This window comes from Salmonella bongori NCTC 12419 (assembly GCF_000252995.1).
GTDB classification, from domain to species: domain Bacteria; phylum Pseudomonadota; class Gammaproteobacteria; order Enterobacterales; family Enterobacteriaceae; genus Salmonella; species Salmonella bongori.
In genome coordinates, this window is sequence record NC_015761.1 from 1 (window position 1) to 23,568 (window position 23,568).

At 50.5% G+C, this 23,568-nt stretch carries 20 protein-coding genes and 1 other annotated feature; of the genes, 12 read left to right on the plus strand and 8 right to left on the minus strand.

Annotated elements, in window-relative coordinates; all coding sequences use genetic code 11:
• Positions 1–189 precede the first annotated feature (189 nt).
• From thrL to thrC, 4 genes are all read left to right on the plus strand, one after another.
• Positions 190–267: a thr operon leader peptide gene (gene thrL, locus SBG_RS00010; protein ID WP_013991349.1), complete on the plus strand. Its 78-nt coding sequence runs from the start codon at positions 190–192 to the stop codon at positions 265–267.
• Positions 206–323 (plus strand) — a sequence feature (Thr leader region). It overlaps the preceding gene by 62 nt.
• Before the next feature lie 26 nt (positions 324–349).
• Entirely contained in the window at positions 350–2,812 is a 2,463-nt protein-coding gene (gene thrA / locus SBG_RS00015) for a bifunctional aspartate kinase/homoserine dehydrogenase I (protein WP_001264664.1), read from the plus strand.
• Position 2,813: 1 nt separating this feature from the next.
• Positions 2,814–3,743, plus strand: coding sequence for a homoserine kinase (gene thrB / locus SBG_RS00020; protein ID WP_000241693.1), 930 nt, complete (start codon positions 2,814–2,816; stop codon positions 3,741–3,743).
• Between the two features lie 3 nt (positions 3,744–3,746).
• Positions 3,747–5,033: a threonine synthase gene (thrC, locus tag SBG_RS00025; RefSeq protein WP_000781032.1), complete on the plus strand. Its 1,287-nt coding sequence runs from the start codon at positions 3,747–3,749 to the stop codon at positions 5,031–5,033.
• Positions 5,034–5,123: 90 nt separating this feature from the next.
• On the opposite strand, the gene yaaA is transcribed toward thrC, so the two are convergent.
• Both yaaA and SBG_RS00035 read right to left on the minus strand, forming a co-directional pair.
• A complete protein-coding gene (gene yaaA, locus SBG_RS00030) occupies positions 5,124–5,897 on the minus strand; it encodes a peroxide stress protein YaaA (RefSeq protein ID WP_000906215.1) in 774 nt (257 codons plus the stop codon).
• Between the two features lie 78 nt (positions 5,898–5,975).
• On the minus strand, positions 5,976–7,406 hold the full coding sequence (locus SBG_RS00035) for an alanine/glycine:cation symporter family protein (protein WP_001113825.1): 1,431 nt from the start codon (positions 7,404–7,406) through the stop codon (positions 5,976–5,978).
• 268 nt (positions 7,407–7,674) lie between these two features.
• On the opposite strand from SBG_RS00035, the gene tal reads away from it, so the two are divergent.
• Positions 7,675–8,628, plus strand: a complete 954-nt coding sequence (tal, locus tag SBG_RS00040) for a transaldolase (RefSeq protein WP_000130180.1) — start codon at positions 7,675–7,677, stop codon at positions 8,626–8,628.
• 60 nt (positions 8,629–8,688) lie between these two features.
• On the opposite strand, the gene SBG_RS00045 is transcribed toward tal, so the two are convergent.
• Positions 8,689–9,024 (minus strand): RpnC/YadD family protein, encoded by a 336-nt coding sequence (locus SBG_RS00045; protein ID WP_013991350.1) that lies wholly within the window; start codon positions 9,022–9,024, stop codon positions 8,689–8,691.
• Between the two features lie 96 nt (positions 9,025–9,120).
• On the opposite strand from SBG_RS00045, the gene mog reads away from it, so the two are divergent.
• Complete coding sequence (gene mog / locus SBG_RS00050; protein WP_001094674.1) at positions 9,121–9,711, plus strand: molybdopterin adenylyltransferase; 591 nt, start codon at positions 9,121–9,123, stop codon at positions 9,709–9,711.
• A 122-nt stretch (positions 9,712–9,833) separates the two neighbouring features.
• Here mog and satP read toward each other — a convergent pair whose 3' ends face one another.
• From satP to SBG_RS00065, 3 genes are all read right to left on the minus strand, one after another.
• A complete protein-coding gene (satP, locus tag SBG_RS00055) occupies positions 9,834–10,400 on the minus strand; it encodes an acetate uptake transporter (protein WP_000528524.1) in 567 nt (188 codons plus the stop codon).
• A gap of 148 nt (positions 10,401–10,548) precedes the next feature.
• Positions 10,549–11,262, minus strand: coding sequence for an acidic protein MsyB (gene msyB, locus SBG_RS00060; RefSeq protein WP_001103482.1), 714 nt, complete (start codon positions 11,260–11,262; stop codon positions 10,549–10,551).
• Positions 11,263–11,296: 34 nt separating this feature from the next.
• Entirely contained in the window at positions 11,297–11,701 is a 405-nt protein-coding gene (locus SBG_RS00065; protein ID WP_001258088.1) for a DUF2541 family protein, read from the minus strand.
• 348 nt (positions 11,702–12,049) lie between these two features.
• Here SBG_RS00065 and dnaK point away from each other — a divergent pair, with 348 nt between their 5' ends.
• The 4 genes from dnaK (at position 12,050) to SBG_RS00085 (ending at position 16,889) form a co-directional block, all read left to right on the plus strand.
• Positions 12,050–13,966, plus strand: coding sequence for a molecular chaperone DnaK (gene dnaK, locus SBG_RS00070; protein WP_000516126.1), 1,917 nt, complete (start codon positions 12,050–12,052; stop codon positions 13,964–13,966).
• A gap of 85 nt (positions 13,967–14,051) precedes the next feature.
• A complete protein-coding gene (gene dnaJ, locus SBG_RS00075) occupies positions 14,052–15,191 on the plus strand; it encodes a molecular chaperone DnaJ (RefSeq protein ID WP_001119010.1) in 1,140 nt (379 codons plus the stop codon).
• A gap of 278 nt (positions 15,192–15,469) precedes the next feature.
• Positions 15,470–16,417, plus strand: a complete 948-nt coding sequence (locus tag SBG_RS00080) for a LysR family transcriptional regulator (RefSeq protein WP_000534898.1) — start codon at positions 15,470–15,472, stop codon at positions 16,415–16,417.
• A 127-nt stretch (positions 16,418–16,544) separates the two neighbouring features.
• On the plus strand, positions 16,545–16,889 hold the full coding sequence (locus SBG_RS00085; RefSeq protein WP_000026887.1) for a phage holin family protein: 345 nt from the start codon (positions 16,545–16,547) through the stop codon (positions 16,887–16,889).
• A 60-nt stretch (positions 16,890–16,949) separates the two neighbouring features.
• Here SBG_RS00085 and SBG_RS00090 read toward each other — a convergent pair whose 3' ends face one another.
• Together SBG_RS00090 and SBG_RS00095 are read right to left on the minus strand one after the other, a co-directional pair.
• Positions 16,950–17,483, minus strand: a complete 534-nt coding sequence (locus tag SBG_RS00090) for a glycoside hydrolase family 108 protein (protein WP_001068125.1) — start codon at positions 17,481–17,483, stop codon at positions 16,950–16,952.
• Between the two features lie 16 nt (positions 17,484–17,499).
• A complete protein-coding gene (locus SBG_RS00095) occupies positions 17,500–17,943 on the minus strand; it encodes a winged helix-turn-helix domain-containing protein (protein WP_000844351.1) in 444 nt (147 codons plus the stop codon).
• Positions 17,944–18,333: 390 nt separating this feature from the next.
• Here SBG_RS00095 and SBG_RS00100 point away from each other — a divergent pair, with 390 nt between their 5' ends.
• Positions 18,334–20,454, plus strand: a complete 2,121-nt coding sequence (locus SBG_RS00100) for a glycosyl hydrolase family 18 protein (RefSeq protein ID WP_000235820.1) — start codon at positions 18,334–18,336, stop codon at positions 20,452–20,454.
• A 91-nt stretch (positions 20,455–20,545) separates the two neighbouring features.
• Entirely contained in the window at positions 20,546–23,542 is a 2,997-nt protein-coding gene (locus SBG_RS00105) for a hypothetical protein (protein ID WP_000155816.1), read from the plus strand.
• The last annotated feature ends 26 nt before the right edge of the window (positions 23,543–23,568 follow it).

Consider the following 23,568-nt stretch of genomic DNA (forward strand, 5'->3'; position numbering starts at 1 on the left):
AGAGGTTACGTCTGGTTGCAAGAGGGCGTAACAGCGTCTATTGGTCGAAAATAAATATGTCGCCAGCAGTACGTGAGCAGAATGCGGAATGTGATCAATTTAAAAAATTATTGACTTAGCCGGGCAGATACTTTAACCAATATAAGAATACAAGACAGACAAATAAAAATGACAGAGTACACAACATCCATGAATCGCATCAGCACCACCACTATTACCACCATCACCATCACCATCACCATTACCACAGGTAACGGTGCGGGCTGACGCGTACAGGAAACACAGAAAAAAGCCCGCACCTGTACAGTGCGGGCTTTTTTTTTCGACCAGAGATCACGAGGTAACAACCATGCGAGTGTTGAAGTTCGGCGGTACATCAGTGGCAAATGCGGAGCGCTTTCTGCGTGTTGCCGATATTCTGGAAAACAATGCCAGGCAAGGGCAGGTAGCGACCGTACTTTCCGCCCCCGCGAAAATTACCAACCATCTGGTGGCGATGATTGAAAAAACTATCGGCGGCCAGGATGCTTTACCGAATATCAGCGATGCCGAACGTATTTTCGCCGACCTGCTCACAGGGCTTGCCGACGCGCAGCCGGGATTCCCGCATTCGCAGTTGAAAAGCGTCGTTGAACACGAATTTGCCCAAATTAAACATGTTTTGCATGGTATCAGCCTGCTGGGGCAGTGCCCGGACAGCATCAACGCCGCGCTGATTTGTCGTGGTGAAAAAATGTCGATTGCCATCATGGCGGGGCTACTGGAAGCGCGAGGACATCGCGTCACGGTGATCGATCCGGTTGAAAAATTACTGGCGGTGGGCCATTACCTTGAATCTACCGTCGATATCGCTGAATCTACCCGCCGTATCGCCGCCAGCCACATCCCCGACGATCACCTGATCCTGATGGCGGGCTTTACTGCTGGCAACGAAAAAGGCGAACTGGTGGTGCTGGGGCGTAACGGTTCCGACTATTCCGCTGCGGTACTGGCCGCCTGTTTACGCGCCGACTGTTGCGAAATCTGGACGGACGTTGACGGTGTGTATACCTGCGACCCGCGCCAGGTGCCGGATGCCAGACTGCTGAAGTCAATGTCCTATCAGGAAGCGATGGAACTTTCCTACTTCGGCGCCAAAGTGCTTCACCCGCGTACCATTACTCCCATCGCTCAATTCCAGATCCCATGTCTGATAAAAAATACCGGTAATCCGCAAGCGCCGGGCACGCTGATTGGCGCCAACAGCGATGAAGACGGGCTACCGGTAAAAGGCATCTCGAACCTCAATAATATGGCGATGTTTAGCGTCTCCGGTCCGGGAATGAAAGGCATGGTCGGGATGGCGGCGCGCGTGTTCGCCACCATGTCGCGTGCCGGGATTTCGGTAGTGCTGATCACCCAATCCTCTTCGGAGTACAGCATCAGCTTCTGCGTGCCGCAAAGCGATTGCGCTCGCGCGAAAAAGGCGATGGAAGATGAATTCTACCTCGAACTGAAAGAAGGGTTACTGGAGCCGCTCTCGATCATGGAGCGTCTGGCGATCATTTCGGTGGTCGGCGACGGTATGCGCACGCTGCGCGGCATTTCAGCAAAATTCTTCGCCGCGCTGGCGCGTGCGAACATCAATATTGTGGCCATCGCGCAGGGCTCGTCTGAGCGTTCTATCTCGGTAGTGGTCAGCAATGACGATGCCACGACGGGCGTTCGTGTTACCCATCAGATGCTATTTAATACCGACCAGGTGATTGAAGTCTTTGTCATTGGCGTCGGCGGCGTCGGCGGTGCGCTACTGGAGCAGCTTAAACGGCAACAAACCTGGTTGAAGAATAAGCATATCGATCTTCGTGTGTGCGGCGTGGCGAACTCAAAGGCGTTGTTAACTAATGTACATGGTCTGAACCTGGAAAACTGGCAGGCGGAACTGGCGCAAGCAAATGCGCCCTTCAACCTGGGACGCTTAATTCGTCTGGTAAAAGACTATCATCTGCTCAATCCGGTCATCGTCGATTGTACCTCCAGCCAGGCAGTAGCCGACCAGTATGCTGACTTCCTGCGTGAAGGATTCCATGTTGTGACGCCAAACAAGAAAGCCAACACCTCGTCGATGGATTATTACCATCAGCTGCGTTTCGCCGCTGAGAAATCACGACGCAAATTCCTGTATGACACCAACGTTGGCGCCGGTTTGCCGGTCATCGAAAACCTGCAAAATCTGCTGAATGCGGGCGATGAACTGCAGAAGTTCTCCGGCATTCTCTCCGGGTCGCTCTCTTTTATCTTTGGCAAACTGGACGAGGGGATGAGCCTCTCACAGGCAACTGCCCTGGCGCGCGAGATGGGCTATACCGAACCCGATCCGCGCGACGATCTTTCCGGTATGGATGTGGCGCGTAAACTGTTGATCCTCGCCCGCGAGACGGGCCGCGAGCTGGAGCTTTCCGATATTGTGATTGAACCGGTGTTGCCGGGCGAGTTTGACGCCTCCGGCGATGTGACCGCCTTTATGGCGAATCTGCCGCAGCTTGACGACGCGTTTGCCGCCCGTGTGGCGAAAGCTCGTGATGAAGGTAAGGTATTGCGCTATGTGGGCAATATCGAAGAGGATGGCGTGTGTCGTGTGAGAATTGCTGAGGTGGATGGTAATGATCCGCTATTCAAAGTGAAAAATGGCGAAAATGCGCTGGCATTCTATAGCCACTATTATCAGCCGTTGCCGCTGGTGCTACGTGGTTACGGCGCAGGTAACGATGTGACGGCGGCAGGTGTGTTTGCCGATCTGCTGCGTACCCTCTCATGGAAGTTAGGAGTTTAACATGGTGAAAGTCTATGCCCCGGCTTCCAGTGCGAACATGAGCGTGGGTTTTGATGTCCTGGGCGTGGCCGTCACGCCTGTTGACGGCGCATTGCTGGGCGATGTGGTATCCGTGGAAGCGGCAGACAGTTTCCGTTTGAATAACCTGGGGCGTTTTGCCGATAAACTGCCGTCGGCGCCGCGTGAAAATATTGTTTACCAGTGCTGGGAGCGTTTTTGCCAGGCGCTGGGGAAAGCCGTCCCGGTGGCGATGACGTTGGAAAAGAATATGCCGATTGGTTCCGGGTTAGGGTCCAGCGCCTGTTCCGTCGTTGCCGCACTGGTCGCGATGAATGAGCACTGCGGCAAACCGCTAAACGACACCCGCCTGTTGGCGATGATGGGCGAACTGGAAGGCCGTATTTCCGGCAGCATCCATTATGATAATGTCGCGCCGTGCTTTCTTGGCGGTATGCAGTTGATGATTGAAGAAAACGGCATTATCAGCCAGCAGGTGCCTGGTTTTGACGAGTGGCTGTGGGTGCTGGCTTACCCGGGAATTAAAGTGTCGACTGCGGAAGCGCGCGCTATTTTGCCTGCGCAATACCGCCGGCAGGATTGCATTGCTCATGGCCGGCATCTGGCGGGTTTTATTCATGCGTGCTACTCCCGGCAGCCGCAGCTTGCCGCCGCGTTGATGAAAGACGTTATTGCTGAGCCGTACCGCGCGCGTTTACTGCCGGGCTTTAGCCAGGCACGACAGGCGGTGATGGAGATTGGCGCTTTGGCGAGCGGGATTTCCGGTTCGGGTCCAACGCTGTTTGCACTGTGCGATAAGCCGGATACGGCGCAGCGGGTTGCCGACTGGCTGGGTAAACATTACCTGCAAAATCAGGAAGGCTTTGTTCATATTTGCCGGCTGGATACGGCGGGCGCACGCGTACTGGGATAATCAATGAAACTGTATAATCTGAAAGACCACAACGAGCAGGTCAGCTTTGCACAGGCCGTCACGCAGGGGCTGGGCAAACTGCAGGGACTTTTTTTTCCGCACGATCTGCCGGAGTTTAGCCTGACGGAAGTGGATGAGATGCTCAACCAGGACTTTGTCAGTCGTAGCGCGAAGATCCTCTCGGCATTTATTGGCGATGAAATACCGCAGGAGATTCTGGAGGAACGTGTCCGCGCGGCGTTTGCTTTTCCGGCACCGGTCGCGCAGGTGGAAAGTGATATCGGCTGCCTGGAGTTGTTTCACGGCCCGACGTTGGCGTTTAAAGATTTCGGCGGGCGTTTTATGGCGCAAATGCTGACACATATCAGCGGCGACAAACCGGTTACGATTCTGACTGCAACGTCTGGCGATACCGGCGCGGCGGTTGCCCATGCGTTTTATGGCCTGAAAAATGTGCGGGTCGTCATTCTCTATCCACGCGGCAAGATCAGCCCGTTGCAGGAAAAGCTGTTCTGTACGCTGGGCGGCAACATAGAAACTGTGGCGATTGACGGCGATTTCGATGCCTGTCAGGCGCTGGTAAAACAGGCGTTTGACGACGACGAGCTGAAAACGGAGCTGGGGCTGAACTCGGCTAACTCTATTAATATCAGTCGCCTGCTGGCGCAAATTTGCTACTACTTTGAAGCGGTGGCGCAATTGCCACAGGACGCGCGTAACCAACTGGTGGTCTCCGTCCCCAGCGGCAACTTCGGCGATCTGACTGCCGGGTTGCTGGCGAAGTCGTTAGGGCTGCCAGTGAAACGCTTTATCGCCGCCACCAACATTAACGATACGGTGCCTCGTTTCCTGCAGAACGGGAAGTGGGCGCCGAAAGCGACGCAGGCGACCCTGTCAAATGCGATGGATGTCAGTCAGCCGAATAACTGGCCGCGCGTGGAAGAGCTGTTCCGCCGTAAAATTTGGCGTCTGAGTGAACTGGGCTATGCGGCAGTAGATGATGCCACCACGCAACAGACGATGCGTGAGCTGAAAGCGAAAGGTTATATTTCGGAGCCTCATGCGGCAGTAGCGTATCGGGCATTGCGCGACCAGATAAATCCTGGCGAGTATGGCTTGTTCCTCGGAACGGCGCACCCGGCGAAGTTTAAAGAGAGCGTGGAGTCCATTCTGGGGGAAACGCTGCCGTTGCCTGAAGCGCTCGCCGAACGTGCCGATCTACCGTTGCTCTCACATCATCTGCCTGCAGATTTTGTCGCTCTGCGTAAACTGATGATGACCCACCGATAACCGTGATGCCCGGTGGCGTTGCCGCTGACCGGGCCTACGGGGCGTCAATATGCAAGCCGGATAAGGCGAAGCCGCCATCCGGCATTTCAGTTACTGCTCGTAGCGTTTAAATACCAGCGTATCTTGCGTGGAGGCTTCTTCATCAAAGAAATACCCTTCGCTGTTAAATGCGGTAAGTTGTTCCGGCTGCGTTAACCGATTTTCAATGATGAAACGGCTCATCAGGCCGCGCGCTTTCTTAGCGTAGAAGCTTACCACCTTAAACTTGCCGTTTTTTTCATCCAGGAACACGGGCTTAATCAGTTCGGCATTCAGTTTCTTCGGCTTTACTGCTTTAAAGTATTCCTCTGAGGCCAGATTAATGACCACCCGAGCGCCCTGTGCCTCAAGCGCTTCGTTGAGCTTATCGGTAATGGTGTCGCCCCAGAATTGATAAAGATCTTTGCCACGCGGATTCTCCAGGCGAATCCCCATCTCCAGACGATAAGGCTGCATTAGATCCAGTGGGCGTAATACGCCATACAAACCAGAGAGTATTCGCAGATGCCGCTGGGCGAAATCAAACTCCGCGTCACTGAACGTTTCCGCCTGTAAGCCAGTATACACATCACCTTTAAATGCCAGAATCGCCTGCCGTGCGTTGTCCGGCGTAAAATGGGGCTGCCAGTCATGAAAACGTGTGGCGTTGAGATCCGCCAGCTTGTCGCTAATCCCCATCAGCCTGGCAATTTGCGGCGCCGAAAGCTGTCGGGCTTCGTGAATAAGCTGTTGGCTGTGATCCAATAACTCCGGCTGGGTATAACGAGTTGTGACCAGCGGGCTTTGATAATCAAGCGTTTTTGCAGGTGAGATGAGAATCAGCATATCCAGTCCTTGCAGAAAATTTTCTGCGACTTTAGCAAAAAAACGCCACAGAGTTGACCGATGGTTGCGATTGCCAGCTTAATCGCACGATGACGCATCCCAGGTGCCTGGCGCAAGCTGCGGTTCGATATCCGGAAAGCGTTGTGAATCGAACTGCGGTCTGACGCCCAGTTTCCGTTGTCGCAGATAATCGTTGGCGAGGGTATAGACCACCGGTGAAAGCAGTAAAATCGCTGTCAGGTTGGTAATGGCCATACAGGCCATGATCACGTCAGCAAGCTGCCATATCAGCGGAAAACTGAGATGCGTACCGGCGACGATCATGCCAATTGTCGTAAGGCGTAATAACCAGATTGTCCTGGCGTTATGCAGGCGTAGAAAAAATAGATTGTTTTCGGCGTAAATATAGTTGGCGACAATCGAACTGAAGGCGAACAAAATCACGATAAGCGCGACAAAACTAGCGCCCCATCCGCCAGTAAGAGAAACCATGGCGTGCTGGATAAGCTGAATGCCTTCTGTTGAAGCGTGAGATGCGTGATTCCCCGCCAGCAGGATAATCATCGCGCTGGCGGTACTGATGATAATCGTATCGCTGAATACGCCAATCATTTGCACAATACCTTGCGCGACAGGGTGAGGCGGGTAGGATGCCGCCGCTGCGGCCGCATTTGGGGTTGATCCCATTCCCGCTTCATTGGAGAACATTCCCCGTTGAAAACCGCTGGTAATGGCCTGCGTAAGTGTATATCCGGCTGCGCCCGCTGCCGCTTCCTGCCAACCAAATGCGCTTTTCACTATGGAAGCGATAATCGCGGGCATTTGCTCAATATGCCAGAAGCAAATCATTATGCTGCCAGCCACCCATAGCAGCGCAATGAGCGGAATAAACCACTGCATCAGGCGTGCGACGCCTCTTATGCCGCGAATGATAATCAACAGTGAGCAAAACGCCAGCGCGATGCCAGAAATCAGCGGTGGGATATCAAAGGCAAAATGGAGCGCATGCGCGACGGAGTTCGCCTGCACGCTATTAAAAATCAGCCCATAAGCAACAAGCAGAAAGAGGGCGAAAACCACGCCCATCCAGCGCATACCCAACCCGCGCGCCATATACCAGGCCGGGCCGCCGCGGAACTGGCCTGTCGGGTCACGTTCTTTATAAAGTTGGGCAAGCGAACACTCGGCGAAGGAGGTCGCCATGCCAATAATGGCCGAGACCCACATCCAGAATACCGCGCCGGGGCCGCCTGCCGCGATAGCCAGCGATACGCCAGCCAGATTACCGCTGCCAATCCGCGCCGCGAGGCTGGTACATAGCGCCTGAAATGATGTCAGGCCCCCCGGTTGTGGGCTAAGACTCCCCTTCAGGCTACGGCTAAACTGACGAATATAACGAAACTGAATAAATCCGGTGCGCCAGGTAAACCAACATCCTGCGCCGAGCAGCAGGTAAATCATTACCGAGCCCCAGAGTATTTCGTTAATAAAGCTGAAAAACTCAGGCATTAACGTCCCTCTTGTTGATGCCGGCACGCTTTAATGATCCTGTATAAGCGCGCCCTATAATGACGATGACCTTGTCAGGCTAATATTAACGGAAGCTTACCATAAATCCGGCGCTATCTTTTAATTGCGCATAAATCACCGGAAGATACGCAATCAATGCAGAAGGGCAGTCAGGTGCATGTCGGCGGTTGCGCTGTGAGAGCGTCGTGTTATCATCAGGGTAGACCGGTTACATCCCCTAACAAGCTGTTTAAAGAGAAACACTATCATGACGGACAAATTGACCTCCCTTCGTCAGTTCACCACCGTAGTGGCCGACACCGGAGATATCGCGGCAATGAAGCTGTACCAGCCGCAGGATGCTACAACTAACCCTTCTCTCATTCTTAACGCAGCGCAAATCCCGGAATATCGTAAGCTGATTGACGAGGCTGTCGCCTGGGCGAAACAGCAAAGTAGCGATCGCGCTCAGCAGATCGTTGACGCGACTGACAAGCTGGCGGTAAATATTGGCCTGGAAATCCTGAAGCTGGTGCCGGGGCGTATTTCTACCGAAGTGGACGCACGCCTGTCTTACGACACCGAAGCGTCTATCGCCAAAGCAAAACGTATTATTAAGCTCTACAATGATGCGGGTATCAGCAACGATCGTATCCTGATCAAGCTGGCGTCCACCTGGCAGGGGATTCGCGCAGCCGAGCAGTTGGAGAAAGACGGTATCAACTGTAACCTGACGCTGTTGTTCTCCTTCGCGCAGGCGCGTGCGTGCGCTGAGGCGGGCGTTTACCTGATTTCGCCGTTCGTGGGCCGCATTCTTGACTGGTATAAAGCCAATACCGACAAGAAAGACTATGCGCCAGCTGAAGATCCGGGCGTGGTTTCCGTAACGGAAATCTACGAGTACTACAAACAACATGGTTACGAAACCGTCGTTATGGGCGCAAGCTTCCGTAACGTAGGCGAAATTCTGGAACTGGCGGGCTGTGACCGTCTGACTATCGCGCCGGCCTTGTTGAAGGAACTGGCGGAAAGCGAAGGCGTGGTTGAGCGTAAACTCTCTTTCTCCGGCGAAGTCAAAGCGCGTCCGGAACGCATTACCGAAGCTGAGTTCCTGTGGCAGCATAATCAGGACCCAATGGCTGTCGATAAACTGGCGGATGGTATCCGTAAGTTTGCGGTAGACCAGGAAAAACTGGAAAAAATGATCGGCGATCTGCTGTAATACAGCCAGCGCAAGCATGATAGCAGCCCGCTTTTCTCTGGAAAGCGGGCTATTTTTTTATTAATGCTGGCATGAAGGACACTCTTCTACACTAACGCCGGTTATTTCGAGGATATTGGCCGCAGGAATGCCTTTTTTAAATATTGCCCGGGTAATTTTACGCGGGGCCTCACGTTCGCCGGTTTGTATACCTTGTTGTATTCCTTCGATACGACCTTCCTGCTTCAGTGGGTCTGTTAATGTCATCAGTTTGTCTCCATATTGCGCCATTTCATACAGCAATGTGCAGGCATCCTGTGTCTCTCCCGCCTGAAGCATATCGTTGACCAGCGCAATAACCTGTTGTCTGCTAATGTAACGTGTTGGCGAATTTGTCAACAAATCGAGTGAGCTCACGCCCGGAAATCCGCTCGTTAACCCGTTCGGGATTTAGTATTACTGCCTATTCACGTGTATGATTCTGCATAACGCGACAGTTTTAACGGAATAATGATGAACACCTTACGTATTGGCTTAGTTTCTATTTCTGACCGCGCCTCCAGCGGCGTTTATCAGGACAAAGGAATCCCGGCGCTGGAAGCCTGGCTGGCAACGGCCCTGACTACCCCTTTTGAAGTGCAAACCCGTCTAATCCCGGACGAGCAGGCGGTCATCGAACAAACCTTGTGTGAACTGGTGGATGAGATGAGTTGTCATCTGGTGCTGACCACGGGGGGCACTGGCCCGGCACGCCGTGACGTGACACCGGACGCGACTCTGGCCGTCGCCGATCGTGAGATGCCGGGCTTTGGCGAGCAGATGCGCCAGATCAGTCTGCACTTTGTGCCAACCGCGATTCTGTCCCGTCAGGTAGGCGTTATCCGTAAACAGGCGTTGATCCTAAACTTGCCGGGGCAGCCTAAGTCGATCAAAGAGACGCTGGAGGGCGTAAAAAGTGACGAGGGTAAGGTGATTGTCGCGGGGATCTTTGCGAGCGTACCGTATTGTATACAGTTGCTTGAAGGACCGTATGTCGAAACCGATCCGCAGGTGGTCGCCTCTTTTCGTCCTAAAAGCGCAAGGCGTGAGAGTATGTCGGCCTGAGTGGGAAAGCGGCTTCACCCCACGTTTTTACGTTTCGTACAACACAGGCCTGATAAGTGAAGCGCCATCAGGCATTGCAAACTGGCGTTATTCCTCCCCGTGCAGGGAGGAATAAAAGCGATTTAGTGTGCCTCACCAATAGGCAGGATAGTACGGCCAAATTGTTCGTTTAGCACTTCCCCCATCGCCAGATAAATAGCGCTGGCGCCGCAAACCAGACCAACCCAGCCTGCGATATGGATAATCGCTTCGTTACCGCTGATATTGCCGACCGCCAGCAGAGCGAACAGTACGGTCAGGCTCAGGAAAACAAATTGCAGAGCGCGGGCGGCTTTCAGCGTACCAAAGAACATAAATAACGTGAACACGCCCCACAGCCCTAAATAGGCGCCGAGCAGCTGGGCGTCAGGCGCGTCCGTCAGCCCCATTTTCGGCATTAGCAGAATAGCGACCAGCGTTAGCCAGAATGAACCGTATGAGGTAAAGGCGGTTAAACCAAAGGTATTGCCTTTTTTGTACTCCAGCAGACCAGCAAAAATTTGCGCGATACCGCCATAGAAAATCCCCATCGCCAGAATAATACCGTCCAGGGCGAAAAAACCAGCGTTGTGCAGGTTAAGCAGAATGGTGGTCATGCCGAAGCCCATCAGACCCAGCGGCGCCGGATTAGCCAACTTAGTGTTGCCCATAATTCCTCAAAATCATCATAATTGAATGGTGAAATAGTTTCCCAAAATAACAAGTTCCGTATTCGGGCGCGGCATAATAATCAGGGGAAAAGGGGCTGTCTATGATCTGATGAGGGGGAAAAGAAAATATTTTCCCCTTTGAGGACGTTCACGCCTGAACAGCGACCATCATTCGTCGCAGGCAGGCGATTTGCAACACCGCCGGAATGGTTACCCGATACGCACTGCCGCTCATCGCTTTGACACCGTTTAAGGCCGCGCCAACCGGACCGCCAAGCCCCGCGCCGCGTAGCAATCCGTGTCCCAGGATGCTCATGGCGGCATGGGTACGCAAAATGCGAGTAAGCTGGGTGGAGAGCAGGTGGGAAACCCCTTTCGCCAAATGACGATCTTTCATCAGCAGCGGCAGCAGATCTTCCAGTTCAGAGACTTTCGCATCCACGGCTTGCAGAAATTCCTGCTTATGTGCAGTGTCCATCTTCTGCCACGTATGACGTAAAAAATGTTCCAGCAGTTGCTGTTCTATTTCAAACGTCGTCATGCTTTTATCCGCTTTGAGTTTTAGCCGTTTTGCGACATCCAGCAAAATCGCACGGTATTGCTTTCCGTGCCCGCGTAATTTGTTGGCGATACTGTCGCCGCCGTAATGCTGGAACTCACCGGCAATCAGCTGCCAGTTGCGTCGGTGTTGTTCCGGATGCCCCTCCATCGCTTTGAATAGTTCGTTATGGCACAGTACGCTCGACAAGCGAGTTTTGCCCTTTTCGTTATGCGTTAGCAAACGGGCGAAATCGGCGAGTTGTTCTTCGCTACAATGCTGAAGAAAGTCTAAATCCTCGTCGTGTAAATAGGTGACATTCATTTTCGATCTGGCTTTTTGAATAAAATAACGGGAATTAATCGTCGCCGATGACTTTAAGTCTCGCCATGTCGGAAGAGTTCACCGTATGGCCTGAGAAGGTCATTTTTGATACGCAGCGTTTGTTGTCATTATCACTATTAATCGCGATCCAGCCGGTGGTCTGGCCCTCTTTTATTGAGGACGGGACATTCAGGTTTTGGCTGGCGCTATGCGCGGTTTTAAAATAAACAGAAGCGCCGCTAAGCTCTACGTCGCCGTGATCTGCCGTAAGTTGAATACGCTTTACGATGCGGCAGACGGGTATTTTCAGTGTGAGATCGTTAGTTTCATTTCTGGGCATGACAATGACGCCCAACACTTTGTGATCGTTAGCGTGTGCGACGCTACTTAATGCCAGACCGAGAAACAGACTGGCGGAAATCGTTAACACAGATCGCATGGAATTTCTCTTTGACGGGTTCAATAATCAATGGTTGTCTATCATACTCTGCCCATGACAAGGATTCAGGTTTGTAATCTTTTCTTTTTATTACAATTTTTCCATGAATGATATTCATGGTTTGATATTTTTTGTGAATATATATCTGCCTGGTTTTCCGCCGCACCTTCTCACCTATAAAAAATTTTTTCATCTCCCCCTTGATGACGTGGGTTACGACCCCATCTTGTAGTCAACCGCAGTGGTGAGTCTGAAAAAAAACGATTCAGGGTAGTTGAAACCTTATGTTTCGCCCCTATTACAGATTCACAACCACATGATGACCGAATTTTTAGTGGAGACGTTTAGATGGGTAAAATTATTGGTATCGACCTGGGTACTACCAACTCTTGTGTAGCGATTATGGATGGAACGCAGGCACGCGTGCTGGAGAACGCCGAGGGCGATCGCACTACGCCTTCTATCATTGCTTATACCCAGGATGGTGAAACTCTGGTTGGTCAGCCGGCTAAACGTCAGGCAGTGACAAACCCGCAAAACACCCTGTTTGCGATTAAACGCCTGATTGGCCGCCGCTTCCAGGACGAAGAAGTTCAACGTGACGTTTCTATCATGCCGTACAAAATCATCGGCGCCGACAACGGCGACGCATGGCTTGATGTGAAAGGTCAGAAAATGGCACCGCCGCAGATTTCTGCCGAAGTGCTGAAGAAAATGAAGAAAACGGCAGAAGATTACCTGGGCGAGCCGGTAACTGAAGCGGTTATTACCGTACCTGCATACTTTAATGACGCCCAGCGTCAGGCCACTAAAGATGCTGGTCGTATCGCGGGCCTGGAAGTCAAACGTATTATTAACGAACCGACTGCCGCAGCGCTGGCTTATGGCCTGGACAAAGAAGTGGGTAACCGTACTATTGCGGTTTATGACCTGGGCGGCGGTACTTTCGATATTTCTATTATCGAAATCGACGAAGTTGACGGCGAAAAAACCTTCGAAGTTCTGGCAACCAATGGTGATACCCATCTGGGTGGTGAAGACTTCGATACCCGTTTGATCAACTATCTCGTTGACGAATTTAAGAAAGATCAGGGCATTGACCTGCGTAATGATCCGCTGGCAATGCAGCGCCTGAAAGAAGCGGCGGAAAAAGCGAAAATCGAACTTTCTTCCGCACAGCAGACCGACGTGAACCTGCCGTACATTACCGCAGACGCGACCGGTCCGAAACACATGAATATCAAAGTGACGCGTGCAAAACTGGAAAGCCTGGTTGAAGACCTGGTCAACCGTTCTATCGAGCCGCTGAAAGTTGCGTTGCAGGATGCTGGCCTGTCCGTCTCTGATATCAACGACGTTATCCTCGTTGGTGGTCAGACGCGTATGCCAATGGTTCAGAAGAAAGTCGCTGAGTTCTTTGGTAAAGAACCGCGTAAAGACGTTAACCCGGACGAAGCCGTGGCTATCGGTGCTGCCGTTCAGGGTGGCGTATTGACCGGTGATGTGAAAGACGTACTGCTGCTGGACGTTACCCCGCTGTCTCTGGGTATCGAAACGATGGGTGGTGTGATGACTCCGCTGATTACCAAAAACACCACCATCCCGACCAAGCACAGCCAGGTGTTCTCTACCGCGGAAGACAACCAGTCTGCGGTAACCATCCATGTGCTGCAGGGTGAGCGTAAACGTGCGTCTGATAACAAATCACTGGGTCAGTTCAACCTGGATGGCATCAATCCGGCGCCGCGCGGTATGCCGCAGATCGAAGTTACCTTCGATATCGATGCTGATGGTATCCTGCACGTTTCCGCGAAAGACAAAAACAGCGGTAAAGAGCAGAAGATCACGATCAAGGCTTCTTCTGGTTTGAACGAGGAAGAAATTCAGAAAATGGTTCGCGATGCCGAAGCGAACGCTGAATCTGACCGTAAGTTCGAGGAACTGGTTCAGACTCGTAACCAGGGTGACCATCTGCTGCACAGCACTCGTAAACAGGTTGAAGAAGCAGGCGATAAGCTGCCGGCTGACGACAAAACCGCTATTGAGTCTGCGCTGAGCGCGCTGGAAACGGCTTTGAAAGGCGAAGATAAAGCGGCTATCGAAGCGAAAATGCAGGAACTGGCGCAGGTTTCTCAGAAACTGATGGAAATCGCTCAGCAGCAGCATGCACAGCAGCAGGCAGGCAGCGCTGACGCTTCTGCAAACAATGCGAAAGATGACGATGTTGTCGACGCTGAGTTTGAAGAAGTGAAAGATAAAAAATAATCGCCCTTTGAACGGGTAATTACTGGCACGGGCGAAGAGGTTTCCTCTCCGCCCGTGCATGCATGTTAAGGGCAGATAAAAAAAGATGGCGAAAAGAGATTACTACGAGATTTTAGGCGTTTCCAAAACAGCGGAAGAGCGTGAAATCAAAAAGGCTTATAAGCGCCTGGCCATGAAATATCATCCAGACCGCAACCAGGGTGATAAAGAGGCTGAAGCCAAATTTAAAGAGATTAAAGAAGCCTACGAAGTGCTGACTGATGCGCAAAAACGCGCAGCCTACGATCAGTACGGCCACGCCGCGTTTGAACAAGGCGGCATGGGAGGCGGATTCGGCGGCGGCTTTAATGGCGGTGCTGATTTCAGTGATATCTTTGGTGACGTTTTTGGCGATATCTTTGGCGGCGGGCGCGGTCGTCAACGTGCGGCGCGTGGGGCAGATCTACGTTACAACATGGATCTCACCCTGGAAGAAGCTGTGCGTGGCGTGACCAAAGAGATCCGTATCCCGACGCTGGAAGAGTGTGACGTTTGCCACGGCAGCGGCGCGAAAGCAGGCACGCAACCGCAAACCTGCCCGACGTGTCACGGTTCTGGTCAGGTTCAGATGCGCCAGGGCTTTTTCGCCGTACAACAGACCTGCCCGCACTGTCAGGGACGCGGTACGCTGATTAAAGATCCGTGTACTAAATGTCACGGTCATGGGCGTGTTGAGAAGAGTAAAACTCTGTCCGTTAAAATCCCGGCGGGCGTGGATACTGGCGACCGTATTCGTCTGGCTGGTGAAGGCGAGGCGGGTGAGCATGGCGCGCCGGCGGGCGATCTGTACGTTCAGGTCCAGGTGAAACAGCATCCTATTTTCGAACGTGAAGGCAATAATCTTTATTGCGAAGTGCCTATCAACTTTGCGATGGCGGCGTTGGGCGGCGAAATCGAAGTGCCGACGTTAGATGGCCGCGTGAAGCTGAAAGTGCCGAGCGAAACGCAAACGGGCAAATTGTTCCGTATGCGTGGGAAAGGCGTGAAGTCTGTACGCGGCGGCGCACAGGGCGATTTGCTGTGCCGCGTAGTGGTTGAAACGCCGGTTGGCTTGAGCGAGAAGCAGAAGCAGTTACTGAAAGATCTTCAGGAAAGCTTTGGCGGCCCGACGGGCGAGAAAAATAGCCCTCGTTCAAAAAGCTTCTTTGATGGCGTAAAAAAATTCTTTGATGATTTGACCCGCTAACTGTTTTTCGTTGTACTTTTCTTCAGCCCGGATGTTTATCCGGGCTTTTTTGTGCCTTTATGCGCCAGAGCTTCTGCTAAACGCATCCTACGCTTTCATTTGTTGATGTTTTGTTTTTACTGATAAAGAAATTGATGTTAATCAGCAGCATTGCATCCACTCACTTTTAAAAAAATGTTATGCGATGACTTTAACGATTGCTTTTTTAGATACTGTGAATTGATTTATCTTGAGTATTAACTATATTGCTTTTTTCAGTTTCCGGAGGCAGGCAGCGCATGGGATCGAAAGGTGCCAACAAGAGCTTTGATTATAATTTAATCAAAATTCTTGATGCTGTTATTTTGTCTGGAAATGCGGCTATGGCGGCAAAAAAGCTAGGCATTACACCAGCCGCTGTTTCACTGGCTTTAAAGCGCTTGCAGAGTTATTACCCGGAAGAGTTGTTTAGCCGGGGGAAAGGGGGACTCATCCCTACGGCGAAGGCGGTCGACATTCATCAAAATTTCAGGCAGGTTATGAAACTGGTGGATGATACGTTTCTCAGTAAAAGTAAAAAAGATGAGGCATTACAGATCACGTTGTTAGGCAGTGATCTTGTTGAAAGCTATTACCTTTCTCAAATTTATAACAGCGACATTTTTGACCGTATTTTGATAAATCATTTCTCTGTCAGGAACATGAGTCGGGAGCATATCAGCGAGCTTCTGTTTACTGCCCAGGGCGACTTGTTGATTAGCGCTGAACCCTTGCTGGAGTCCGGTATTGAAAGTCAAATTATTGATAATTTCAAAACATTTGTTTGCATCTGTAGCAGTAACCATATGTTGGGTACTCTCTCACAGTTGTCGTTACATCATTTTTACTCTTCGCGCCATGCCTTATATCAGCCGGGTATAGGGTCTCCGGTAATATTTCATGATAGTGAATTATTTAAGAGTGAATTTTATTATACTGGCACGCGTCTTGTGGGATATCGCAGTGATTCACTTAATGGTTTAATGAGCATGATCGAACGAACCTCATTGATTGCGTTAATGCCATTAAAACTAGCGCTTTTCTATAAAAATCAACGAAAATATGATATTAAATTTATTCAGCCTCCGCCTGAACTGGCTTTTAAGTCAATTCAGGTCTATGCATCCTGGAATAAGAATAGTAGAAATATATCGATGATTAATGAGATGGTGAGTATGCTGCAAACGCTTTTCTCTTTTCGTCGCTAATACTCTTCATGTTGTCATCTTTGATGTAATATGGTTTTAAATGATGTACTTTGATTTCCTCCCCCCTGACAGGGCGCTTACACTCCTCTTGTTAATTATACATTTATAATGATTCAGGAGTGTTAAAATGTCTATTCCAAACCATGTCTCGACAACGGAAGTTGTGCTACTGGAGCTGGAAATCTTACTCACTATTATTGCGATAGGTGCGTGGGGGGGCTTTGTCAGCTATCTTTTACGTAAAGATAAAACAGAATATAATAGTTCACATCAAAGTATTAAGTATTGCCTGGCACAGATCATTATTTCCTGCTTTACCAGCTTTTTGCTAAGCGCGATTGCGATTGAAAAAGAATTCAGCTTTAATATCGTTCTGCTGGCGGCAGGCTTAGGCGGTGTTTTCGCTGGCCCCATCTTAAAAATTCTTGGCCAGCGTATTAAAAAAATTATCGAAGAGCATAATTCGGATTAATTATCCTTCGCGATATCAGGCTCATCCGTGAGCCTCTTATGCGCTTTTCTCCACCTGGGCTCAGGTCACTCTATTCTTGATCCAGCCATAAATAAATTGTTCGTTATTGTGGTTCTTCTCAGCAATATTTAAATAGTACGCACCCTGACTGCAATTGAGCGCTTTTACCAAAACGGTTTCCCCTTCCTGGCCTCGCCAGCTCAGATAATGTTCGAGAGCGGCAACCGTCCGCGGACCAATATTGCCATCTACATGAATATCCGGATAACGTTTACCTTCTTGATTAAAGACGTTCAACCACCGTTGCAGCCATACGCTGGGGTAGTAAGCGCCTATATTGACTGCCGCATCACACAGTTCGAATGAGAGTGGCCATGATAACGCAGAGATGTCATCAAAGCCTGGTTTTATCCAGTAATCTTCTTCGAGAATCGTGTAGGCTTCGGCGCGGGTGAGATCTCGCATATCGCCAGCATAACCATGTGCTCGCGCCGTTGCTTCGGTAATTCCCCAGTGGGTCGCGCCGCCTTTATCTTCAGGATTAAATACGTAACCACCTTCAAGCGCTATAATTCCATCTATAATTGGATTCATCTTCCTTTTCCTTCACTTAATGAATATGCAGATACATGAATGAACCTAACGTTACAGAGAATACGGTCGTCAGAGCGGCAATAGTTTGTCTTACAATCTGTTTTTTTCTTCCTTTTGTTTCGCTGTCCATCGCGGTAATAGATATCTCATTATTAACCTTGAGACCTTGTCTTGGAATAGTAATAAAAAGATCATGAATACCAAGTGTTTTAAGGTCACGTCTGATTAAATAGAGTATCTGCGTTAGATTGGCATCATTAACATAGTGGCTTCGACTTCCCCATAACGCGTTGGTTATTTTTTGTCGCTCGATAATCTCCAGATGAGCATTCTCGATGATGAAACTGAGACATTTGGCCCTCATCGCAGTCATCTTAATAACCTGTGAGTTTGAGGCCGTTCTCAGCTCATATTTACCTTCATTGTAAATGCAAGTGCTATTAATGATATAACTTTTCATAACGTCTTCCTTTAGAAATATACATCCTGGTTGTCTGTGGTGACTATATTGTATGAGAAATGTCTTAATCCAATAAATGTCACAGATTTTATTGTATTGTCATTGTCTATAGCGAGCGTAGTCACATTATTTCATTGTAATTAAATGATATTTAATTACATGATAAATGGTATTTAATATGCTTCCGTCAGGCTGAAGTAAAAGCATAGTGATATGTGCTGCTTTCTCTTTGGAAGACGGTGCTGTTAGAACTGATAAATCTCGTTTTTATAATTTTTATATCATCTAAAAACATGATGTTTTGTGATTAGCCATTTTTTGCGTCTGTAGCGATTATGAAGTCCGCAGAACGAGCTGCGACAATTTTTTAATGTAAAAGGAAATTTGAAAATGGCTACAAGTAAACTGATTCAAGGCGATACCCTTACTGAAACCAGTAATGCAGCAGATGGTTTTAACCCAGCTAAGGAAGACAGTAAATTTAGTTATACTTCTGCTCGTGTCGCGAAGCCGGTTTATAACAAGTACAAAGAGTCCGCCACCAAACCGAAAGTTTTCGGTTATTACACTGACTGGTCGCAGTATGACAGCCGTCTGCAGGGCGATGATGTGCCTGATCATCGCGGTCGTGGTTATGATTTAACCAATGTCTCTCCAACTGCCTACGATAAATTGATTTTTGGCTTTGTGGGTATTACCGGTTTTAGAAAAATTGATAAAGAAGATCGTGATGTGGTTGCTGAAGCGGCGGCCGCCTGCGGTAAAGTGAAATACGAACCGACTTTCCTCGATCCGTGGGGCGACTTCCAGTCTTATGTGAACCTGGGCTTTGATGTCAGCGGCTGGGATGTTGATCCAATGACGGTAACGCAGGCAAATGCGAAAGGTCTTCTGGGCGCGTTACGTGATATGCAGGCGAAAGCCAAAGCGGCAGGTCATACGCTGGCGCTATCAATGAGTATCGGTGGCTGGAGCATGAGTAACGGTTTCCATGAAACGGCGGCCTCTGACTCCTCCCGTAAAATCTTCGCCAAAGGCGTGGTGAAACTGTTCAAACAGTTCCCGATGTTCAGCGAAGTGGATATCGACTGGGAATACCCAAACAACGAAGGCGCGGGCAACCCGTTTGGCGAAGAAGATGGCGCTAACTACGCGCTACTGATAGGCGAACTGCGTAAACAACTGGATTCCGCTGGTCTGAGCAATGTGAAGATTTCTATTGCAGCCTCTGCTGTTACCAACATCTTTGATTACGCGAACGTGAAAGATCTGCTGGCTGCTGGTCTGTACGGTATCAACCTGATGACCTATGACTTCTTCGGTACGCCGTGGGCGGAAACGCTGGGTCACCACACTAATCTGAAAGCGCTGGAAGAGGGCGGCTGGTCTGTGGAAACCATTGTTGATCACCTGCTGGCAGAAGGTTTCTCCGCTGAACGGATCAACATCGGTTATGCCGGTTATACCCGTAATGCCCGTAATGTAGAAATTGACACTTTATCTCCTCTGAAAGGCTCTTATAACCCAGGTAAAAAACTGGCGAACGGCGAATATGAAACGACTACTGGTTCGTTTGAGTCTGGTACCAACGAATGGTATGACGTGATTTATAACTACCTGGATCTGGAAAACCAGAAAGGGCGCAACGGTTTTAATGTCTATACCGACCAGGTCGCTGACGCTGACTATCTGTATAACCCTGAGTCCAAACTGTTTTTATCTCTGGATACGCCACGCACAGTAAAAGCGAAAGGCGAATATGCGGCGAAACTGGGGCTGGGTGGTGTGTTTACCTGGACTATCGATCAGGATAACGGCGTGTTGGTTAATGCCGTGCGTGAAGGTCTGGGTTATGAAATCGAATCTGAAGTCATTGATATGGAGCCATTCTACTTCGACGGCATCAACGTAGAAGATGGTGAAGAGCAGAGCGACAGCGACGACGCGCAGAAGGTCAACCATGCGCCGAAAGCGGCGATTGAACTGCTGGTGGTCGGCGGGTCTACCGTACAACTGTCCGGCGCTGGTTCTTCTGACGAAGATGATGATGAGATCTCTTTTAGCTGGGGCGTACCTTCGCAAATCACAGTGGCTGATAAGAGCGCGGAAATCATTGAATTTGTCGCTCCGGAAGTGAGTGAAAAAACGATTTTCCAGTTCACACTGTTTGTGCGTGATTGCTACAACGAACCGTCTTCTCAACAGCGTTTTGTACTGACCGTTGTTCCTGCATTGTCTCCGGTGCAGCCTGAGCCGGAAGAGGACGAAATCGTTGTTCCGGTCGATCCTGAAGACGATGAGGCTCCGGCAGAAGATGATGTTCCGGCAGACGATAAAGTTGCGCCTTATGCACAGTGGGATGCTTCCACCGTTTATGGCGCGACCTGGGGTACTTTCGAAATCGTGAGCTGGAAAGGCCATAACTACCAGGTGAAATGGTGGTCTATGGGTGACCAGCCGGATTTGAACTGCAGTGCCGGCGGTGCATGGACCGATCTTGGCGCCTACTAATACACGCTATTAAACACGATGTATTGGGCTTCACGATTCAAGCCCCGGTTTTCCGGGGCTTTTTTCTACCAGGGACAGAGGAAGATTGACCATGACCATTTCCATCCACGCCAGCACATTTGACGTCAATAGCTGGTATCAAAAAATCACCCTAACCATGATCAATGAGAGCGGCAATCCGGTGGATATGAACCATGCCGCGATAACGTTTATGGCTTCCGGGCATGTTGATCCATGGGGAAATGTTGGCGGGACGCTTAAAGGGAATCAGCCGCTTACGCTGAATGATGTTGCGCAAGGCACGCTGGAGGCGAATGAGATCATCATTAATAACAGCGACAAATTACCGCTTTATCCAGGCGAAAGCGGGACGTTCTCTTTTAGCTTTGCGGCCACGCAGGTACCAGTAAAAATGTCCGCCATCACATTGACGCTGGCGTCATCCTCATCTGAAGATGCCGGGTCTGAAGAGATAGCTGATGGAGACACACCGGTGATACCCGCGGCAGAGGAACAACCTGCCGACCCCGATGAGCCGGAAAAGGATAACGATCTTCAGGAAGACGGTCTTGCGCTTAGCATAAGTGAGTTGAATACGACGAGTTGGTATCAACGTGTGATCTTTACGTTAACCAACCTCTACGCCCAGGCGGTAGATCTTAATCAGCTTATACTAAATTTTACGACCAGCGCGCACCCTGATCCCTATAGCCCGTTTCAGGGAGCGATGCTGGGCAACCAGGCGGTAACGCTGGCCAGTGATGGGGGATGGCCCATTGAAAAGAATACTCTTACCATTAACCATGATGGCGCATTGATGCTGGCGGCGGGGGAGGTTGCCGAACTCCAGTGTTATCTGGCCGCCACGCAGACGCCGGTTTTTGTCAGCGATTTGAGCGCGACGTTGGCTCATGACCCCGCCCGTCAGGGAAAAATCTGTGTTCACTTTCCTGCCATGGCACCGGGCATAATGCTAAAACCAGCCATTGAGGTGCTTTTTCCTTCCGGCGAAACTCGCTGTTTTGTCGGCGAATGGGACGACGTTCTGACGATCGGCGATCTTGGCGCGGGAATATATCAGCTTACTGTACCGGTACTGGCGAATGATGAGATGCAAATCGCGCCTGTCGACGCCTCTTTTACCGTCATACTGCAATCCAGCAAGGATACCGCGCAGATCCAGATACCTTATCTACCGCTTGTCCGTTATGCCCGCGCGCGCCTGATGATTGACGCGCCGGCGTTTGGCAATGCGAAAGTAACCGTTAATCTCACTGACGTCACACAAACGGATGCACATACCGTCACACTGATTGCCAACCAACCGCAATTCATTAATCGGCTACTGGCGGGGCGTCGTTATACGGTCAATCTGCAACCTGTGATGATTAATAATCGCGTTGTATCGACGCCCGTACATCCCACCGCTTTTAGCCCTGCCGCGGAGCAGATTGCTGAGGTTGCTGTCGCTTACCAACAGTCAGCGATCGACACCACGGGTTTCGTGACGGTGGACGTCACTATTCTGGGCCTGCCGGAAGGTGTTGCGCCGCAGCGTTATCTGTTCAGCAACGGTAAATATCAATACACATTAATGCTGGAGAGCGACAGCAAACAGCAGACGTTAGCGCTACGCTTCGCGCCCGGGCTGTATGAGGTTCAGACGGACGCTATTTTCATCAATAGCGTGCTGTGGTGCTGTGAACAGACCGGGCCGCAGCGGCTATTACAAAGCGTCAACCATGTCGCGCTGGAGTTTCAGCCAGGTGTGACGCTACAGGTAAAAGGCTGGCCTGATTACCTTGCGCATGGCGGTGTAACGGTTAACGCACCTGAGACGATTTCACGCTATCGCGATGTGCCGTTTAGCGCGCTATTTAAATACGACGGTTTTGACGGGGCCGGCGACTCGATTCCGGCAGCAGATGTTGATGTTAACAGAGATGGCTTCCTGGACTACGAGACATTACCTATTCATAAAACGGTGGCTCTGGTGCGGCAAATAGAAAAAGAAGCCGGTCGCGGCATAATGCCGGTCATGGTTATTTATACCGTGAACGCCAGTGGCGGTAGCGCGCTTGCGGATTTACAGGATGCGCAAAAATTGCGTAACCATTTTGGGCACTTTATTACCCAGTGTCTGGCTGCGCAGTCTTACAAAGATGAGACGCATCCAGTCCCGGCCACTTTTGTACTTAATCCAGATTTTCTGGGGGCGATACAACAGGAACCGTATGGCTACACCGCAGTACGGCAAAAAAACAGTGTGCAGGTCAATGTTCAGCTGGCGGCAGCTATACGGGAATTACCGGCTATGCCTGGTCTTATCGTGCCTTCATTGCCTCCGTTTAGCGATGATCTCTACGGCTACATTCAGGCCGTGAACTATCTTGTTCGCCAGTTTGCCCCTGATGTGGCGTTTGGCTGGCAGACGAATGTCTGGGCGACGGGGACAGCGGATTGGGTGTTGCGCGATACTGCTGACCCGGTTGCTGAAGGGCAGACGATCGCTGAATTTATTCATGAACTGGGTGTTTATAGCGGAGAATATGCGCCAGATTTTATTGCGTTTGATAAATTTGAACGTGACTGTTTTAGCCCTGATGCGCGTGCGCACTATAGCTGGAATGCAACTTGCTGGCTTAACTACCTGGCCATGGTGAAACAGGTGACGAAAGCGCTGCTGAAGCCCGCCATGCTTTGGCAAATTCCTGGTGGACATATGCCTACGGCAGAAGAGGGAGAGAGTAAAATCACGCCAGCGCATTTTGCCTCGGGCGGGACCTTTTTTATGGGGGACGCCCGCATTGGCAGCGATCCTGACACGATTTCTTTGCAGTTACTCAATACGGCATTACATCGTGCGACTTATGGTGTTCCCACCGTTGGCGATTTTTTGCGCAAAGATAAGGGGTATGACTGGAGTCAAATGCAGGCGCTGAATCTGCCGGACTTTAACGTCTTTTCTATCTTGTGGGGCGGCGGTTCCACTATCAGTATTACCACAATCCACTCGAACGGTGAAGACGGCGGCTGGCTGGCGGATAAAATGAGAGAGTATTATGCTGCCCCACGATACTTCAGATAATACCGCCACTTAGCAGTGTTTATCCG

Bases quoted from the DNA above. Each gene is read 5' to 3' on its own strand.
- thrL (WP_013991349.1), top strand. From the start codon at position 190: ATGAATCGCATCAGCACCACCACTATTACCACCATCACCATCACCATC.
- thrA (WP_001264664.1), top strand. From the start codon at position 350: ATGCGAGTGTTGAAGTTCGGCGGTACATCAGTGGCAAATGCGGAGCGC.
- thrB (WP_000241693.1), top strand. From the start codon at position 2,814: ATGGTGAAAGTCTATGCCCCGGCTTCCAGTGCGAACATGAGCGTGGGT.
- thrC (WP_000781032.1), top strand. From the start codon at position 3,747: ATGAAACTGTATAATCTGAAAGACCACAACGAGCAGGTCAGCTTTGCA.
- yaaA (WP_000906215.1), bottom strand. From the start codon at position 5,897: ATGCTGATTCTCATCTCACCTGCAAAAACGCTTGATTATCAAAGCCCG.
- SBG_RS00035 (WP_001113825.1), bottom strand. From the start codon at position 7,406: ATGCCTGAGTTTTTCAGCTTTATTAACGAAATACTCTGGGGCTCGGTA.
- tal (WP_000130180.1), top strand. From the start codon at position 7,675: ATGACGGACAAATTGACCTCCCTTCGTCAGTTCACCACCGTAGTGGCC.
- mog (WP_001094674.1), top strand. From the start codon at position 9,121: ATGAACACCTTACGTATTGGCTTAGTTTCTATTTCTGACCGCGCCTCC.
- satP (WP_000528524.1), bottom strand. From the start codon at position 10,400: ATGGGCAACACTAAGTTGGCTAATCCGGCGCCGCTGGGTCTGATGGGC.
- msyB (WP_001103482.1), bottom strand. From the start codon at position 11,262: ATGAATGTCACCTATTTACACGACGAGGATTTAGACTTTCTTCAGCAT.
- SBG_RS00065 (WP_001258088.1), bottom strand. From the start codon at position 11,701: ATGCGATCTGTGTTAACGATTTCCGCCAGTCTGTTTCTCGGTCTGGCA.
- dnaK (WP_000516126.1), top strand. From the start codon at position 12,050: ATGGGTAAAATTATTGGTATCGACCTGGGTACTACCAACTCTTGTGTA.
- dnaJ (WP_001119010.1), top strand. From the start codon at position 14,052: ATGGCGAAAAGAGATTACTACGAGATTTTAGGCGTTTCCAAAACAGCG.
- SBG_RS00080 (WP_000534898.1), top strand. From the start codon at position 15,470: ATGGGATCGAAAGGTGCCAACAAGAGCTTTGATTATAATTTAATCAAA.
- SBG_RS00085 (WP_000026887.1), top strand. From the start codon at position 16,545: ATGTCTATTCCAAACCATGTCTCGACAACGGAAGTTGTGCTACTGGAG.
- SBG_RS00090 (WP_001068125.1), bottom strand. From the start codon at position 17,483: ATGAATCCAATTATAGATGGAATTATAGCGCTTGAAGGTGGTTACGTA.
- SBG_RS00095 (WP_000844351.1), bottom strand. From the start codon at position 17,943: ATGAAAAGTTATATCATTAATAGCACTTGCATTTACAATGAAGGTAAA.
- SBG_RS00100 (WP_000235820.1), top strand. From the start codon at position 18,334: ATGGCTACAAGTAAACTGATTCAAGGCGATACCCTTACTGAAACCAGT.
- SBG_RS00105 (WP_000155816.1), top strand. From the start codon at position 20,546: ATGACCATTTCCATCCACGCCAGCACATTTGACGTCAATAGCTGGTAT.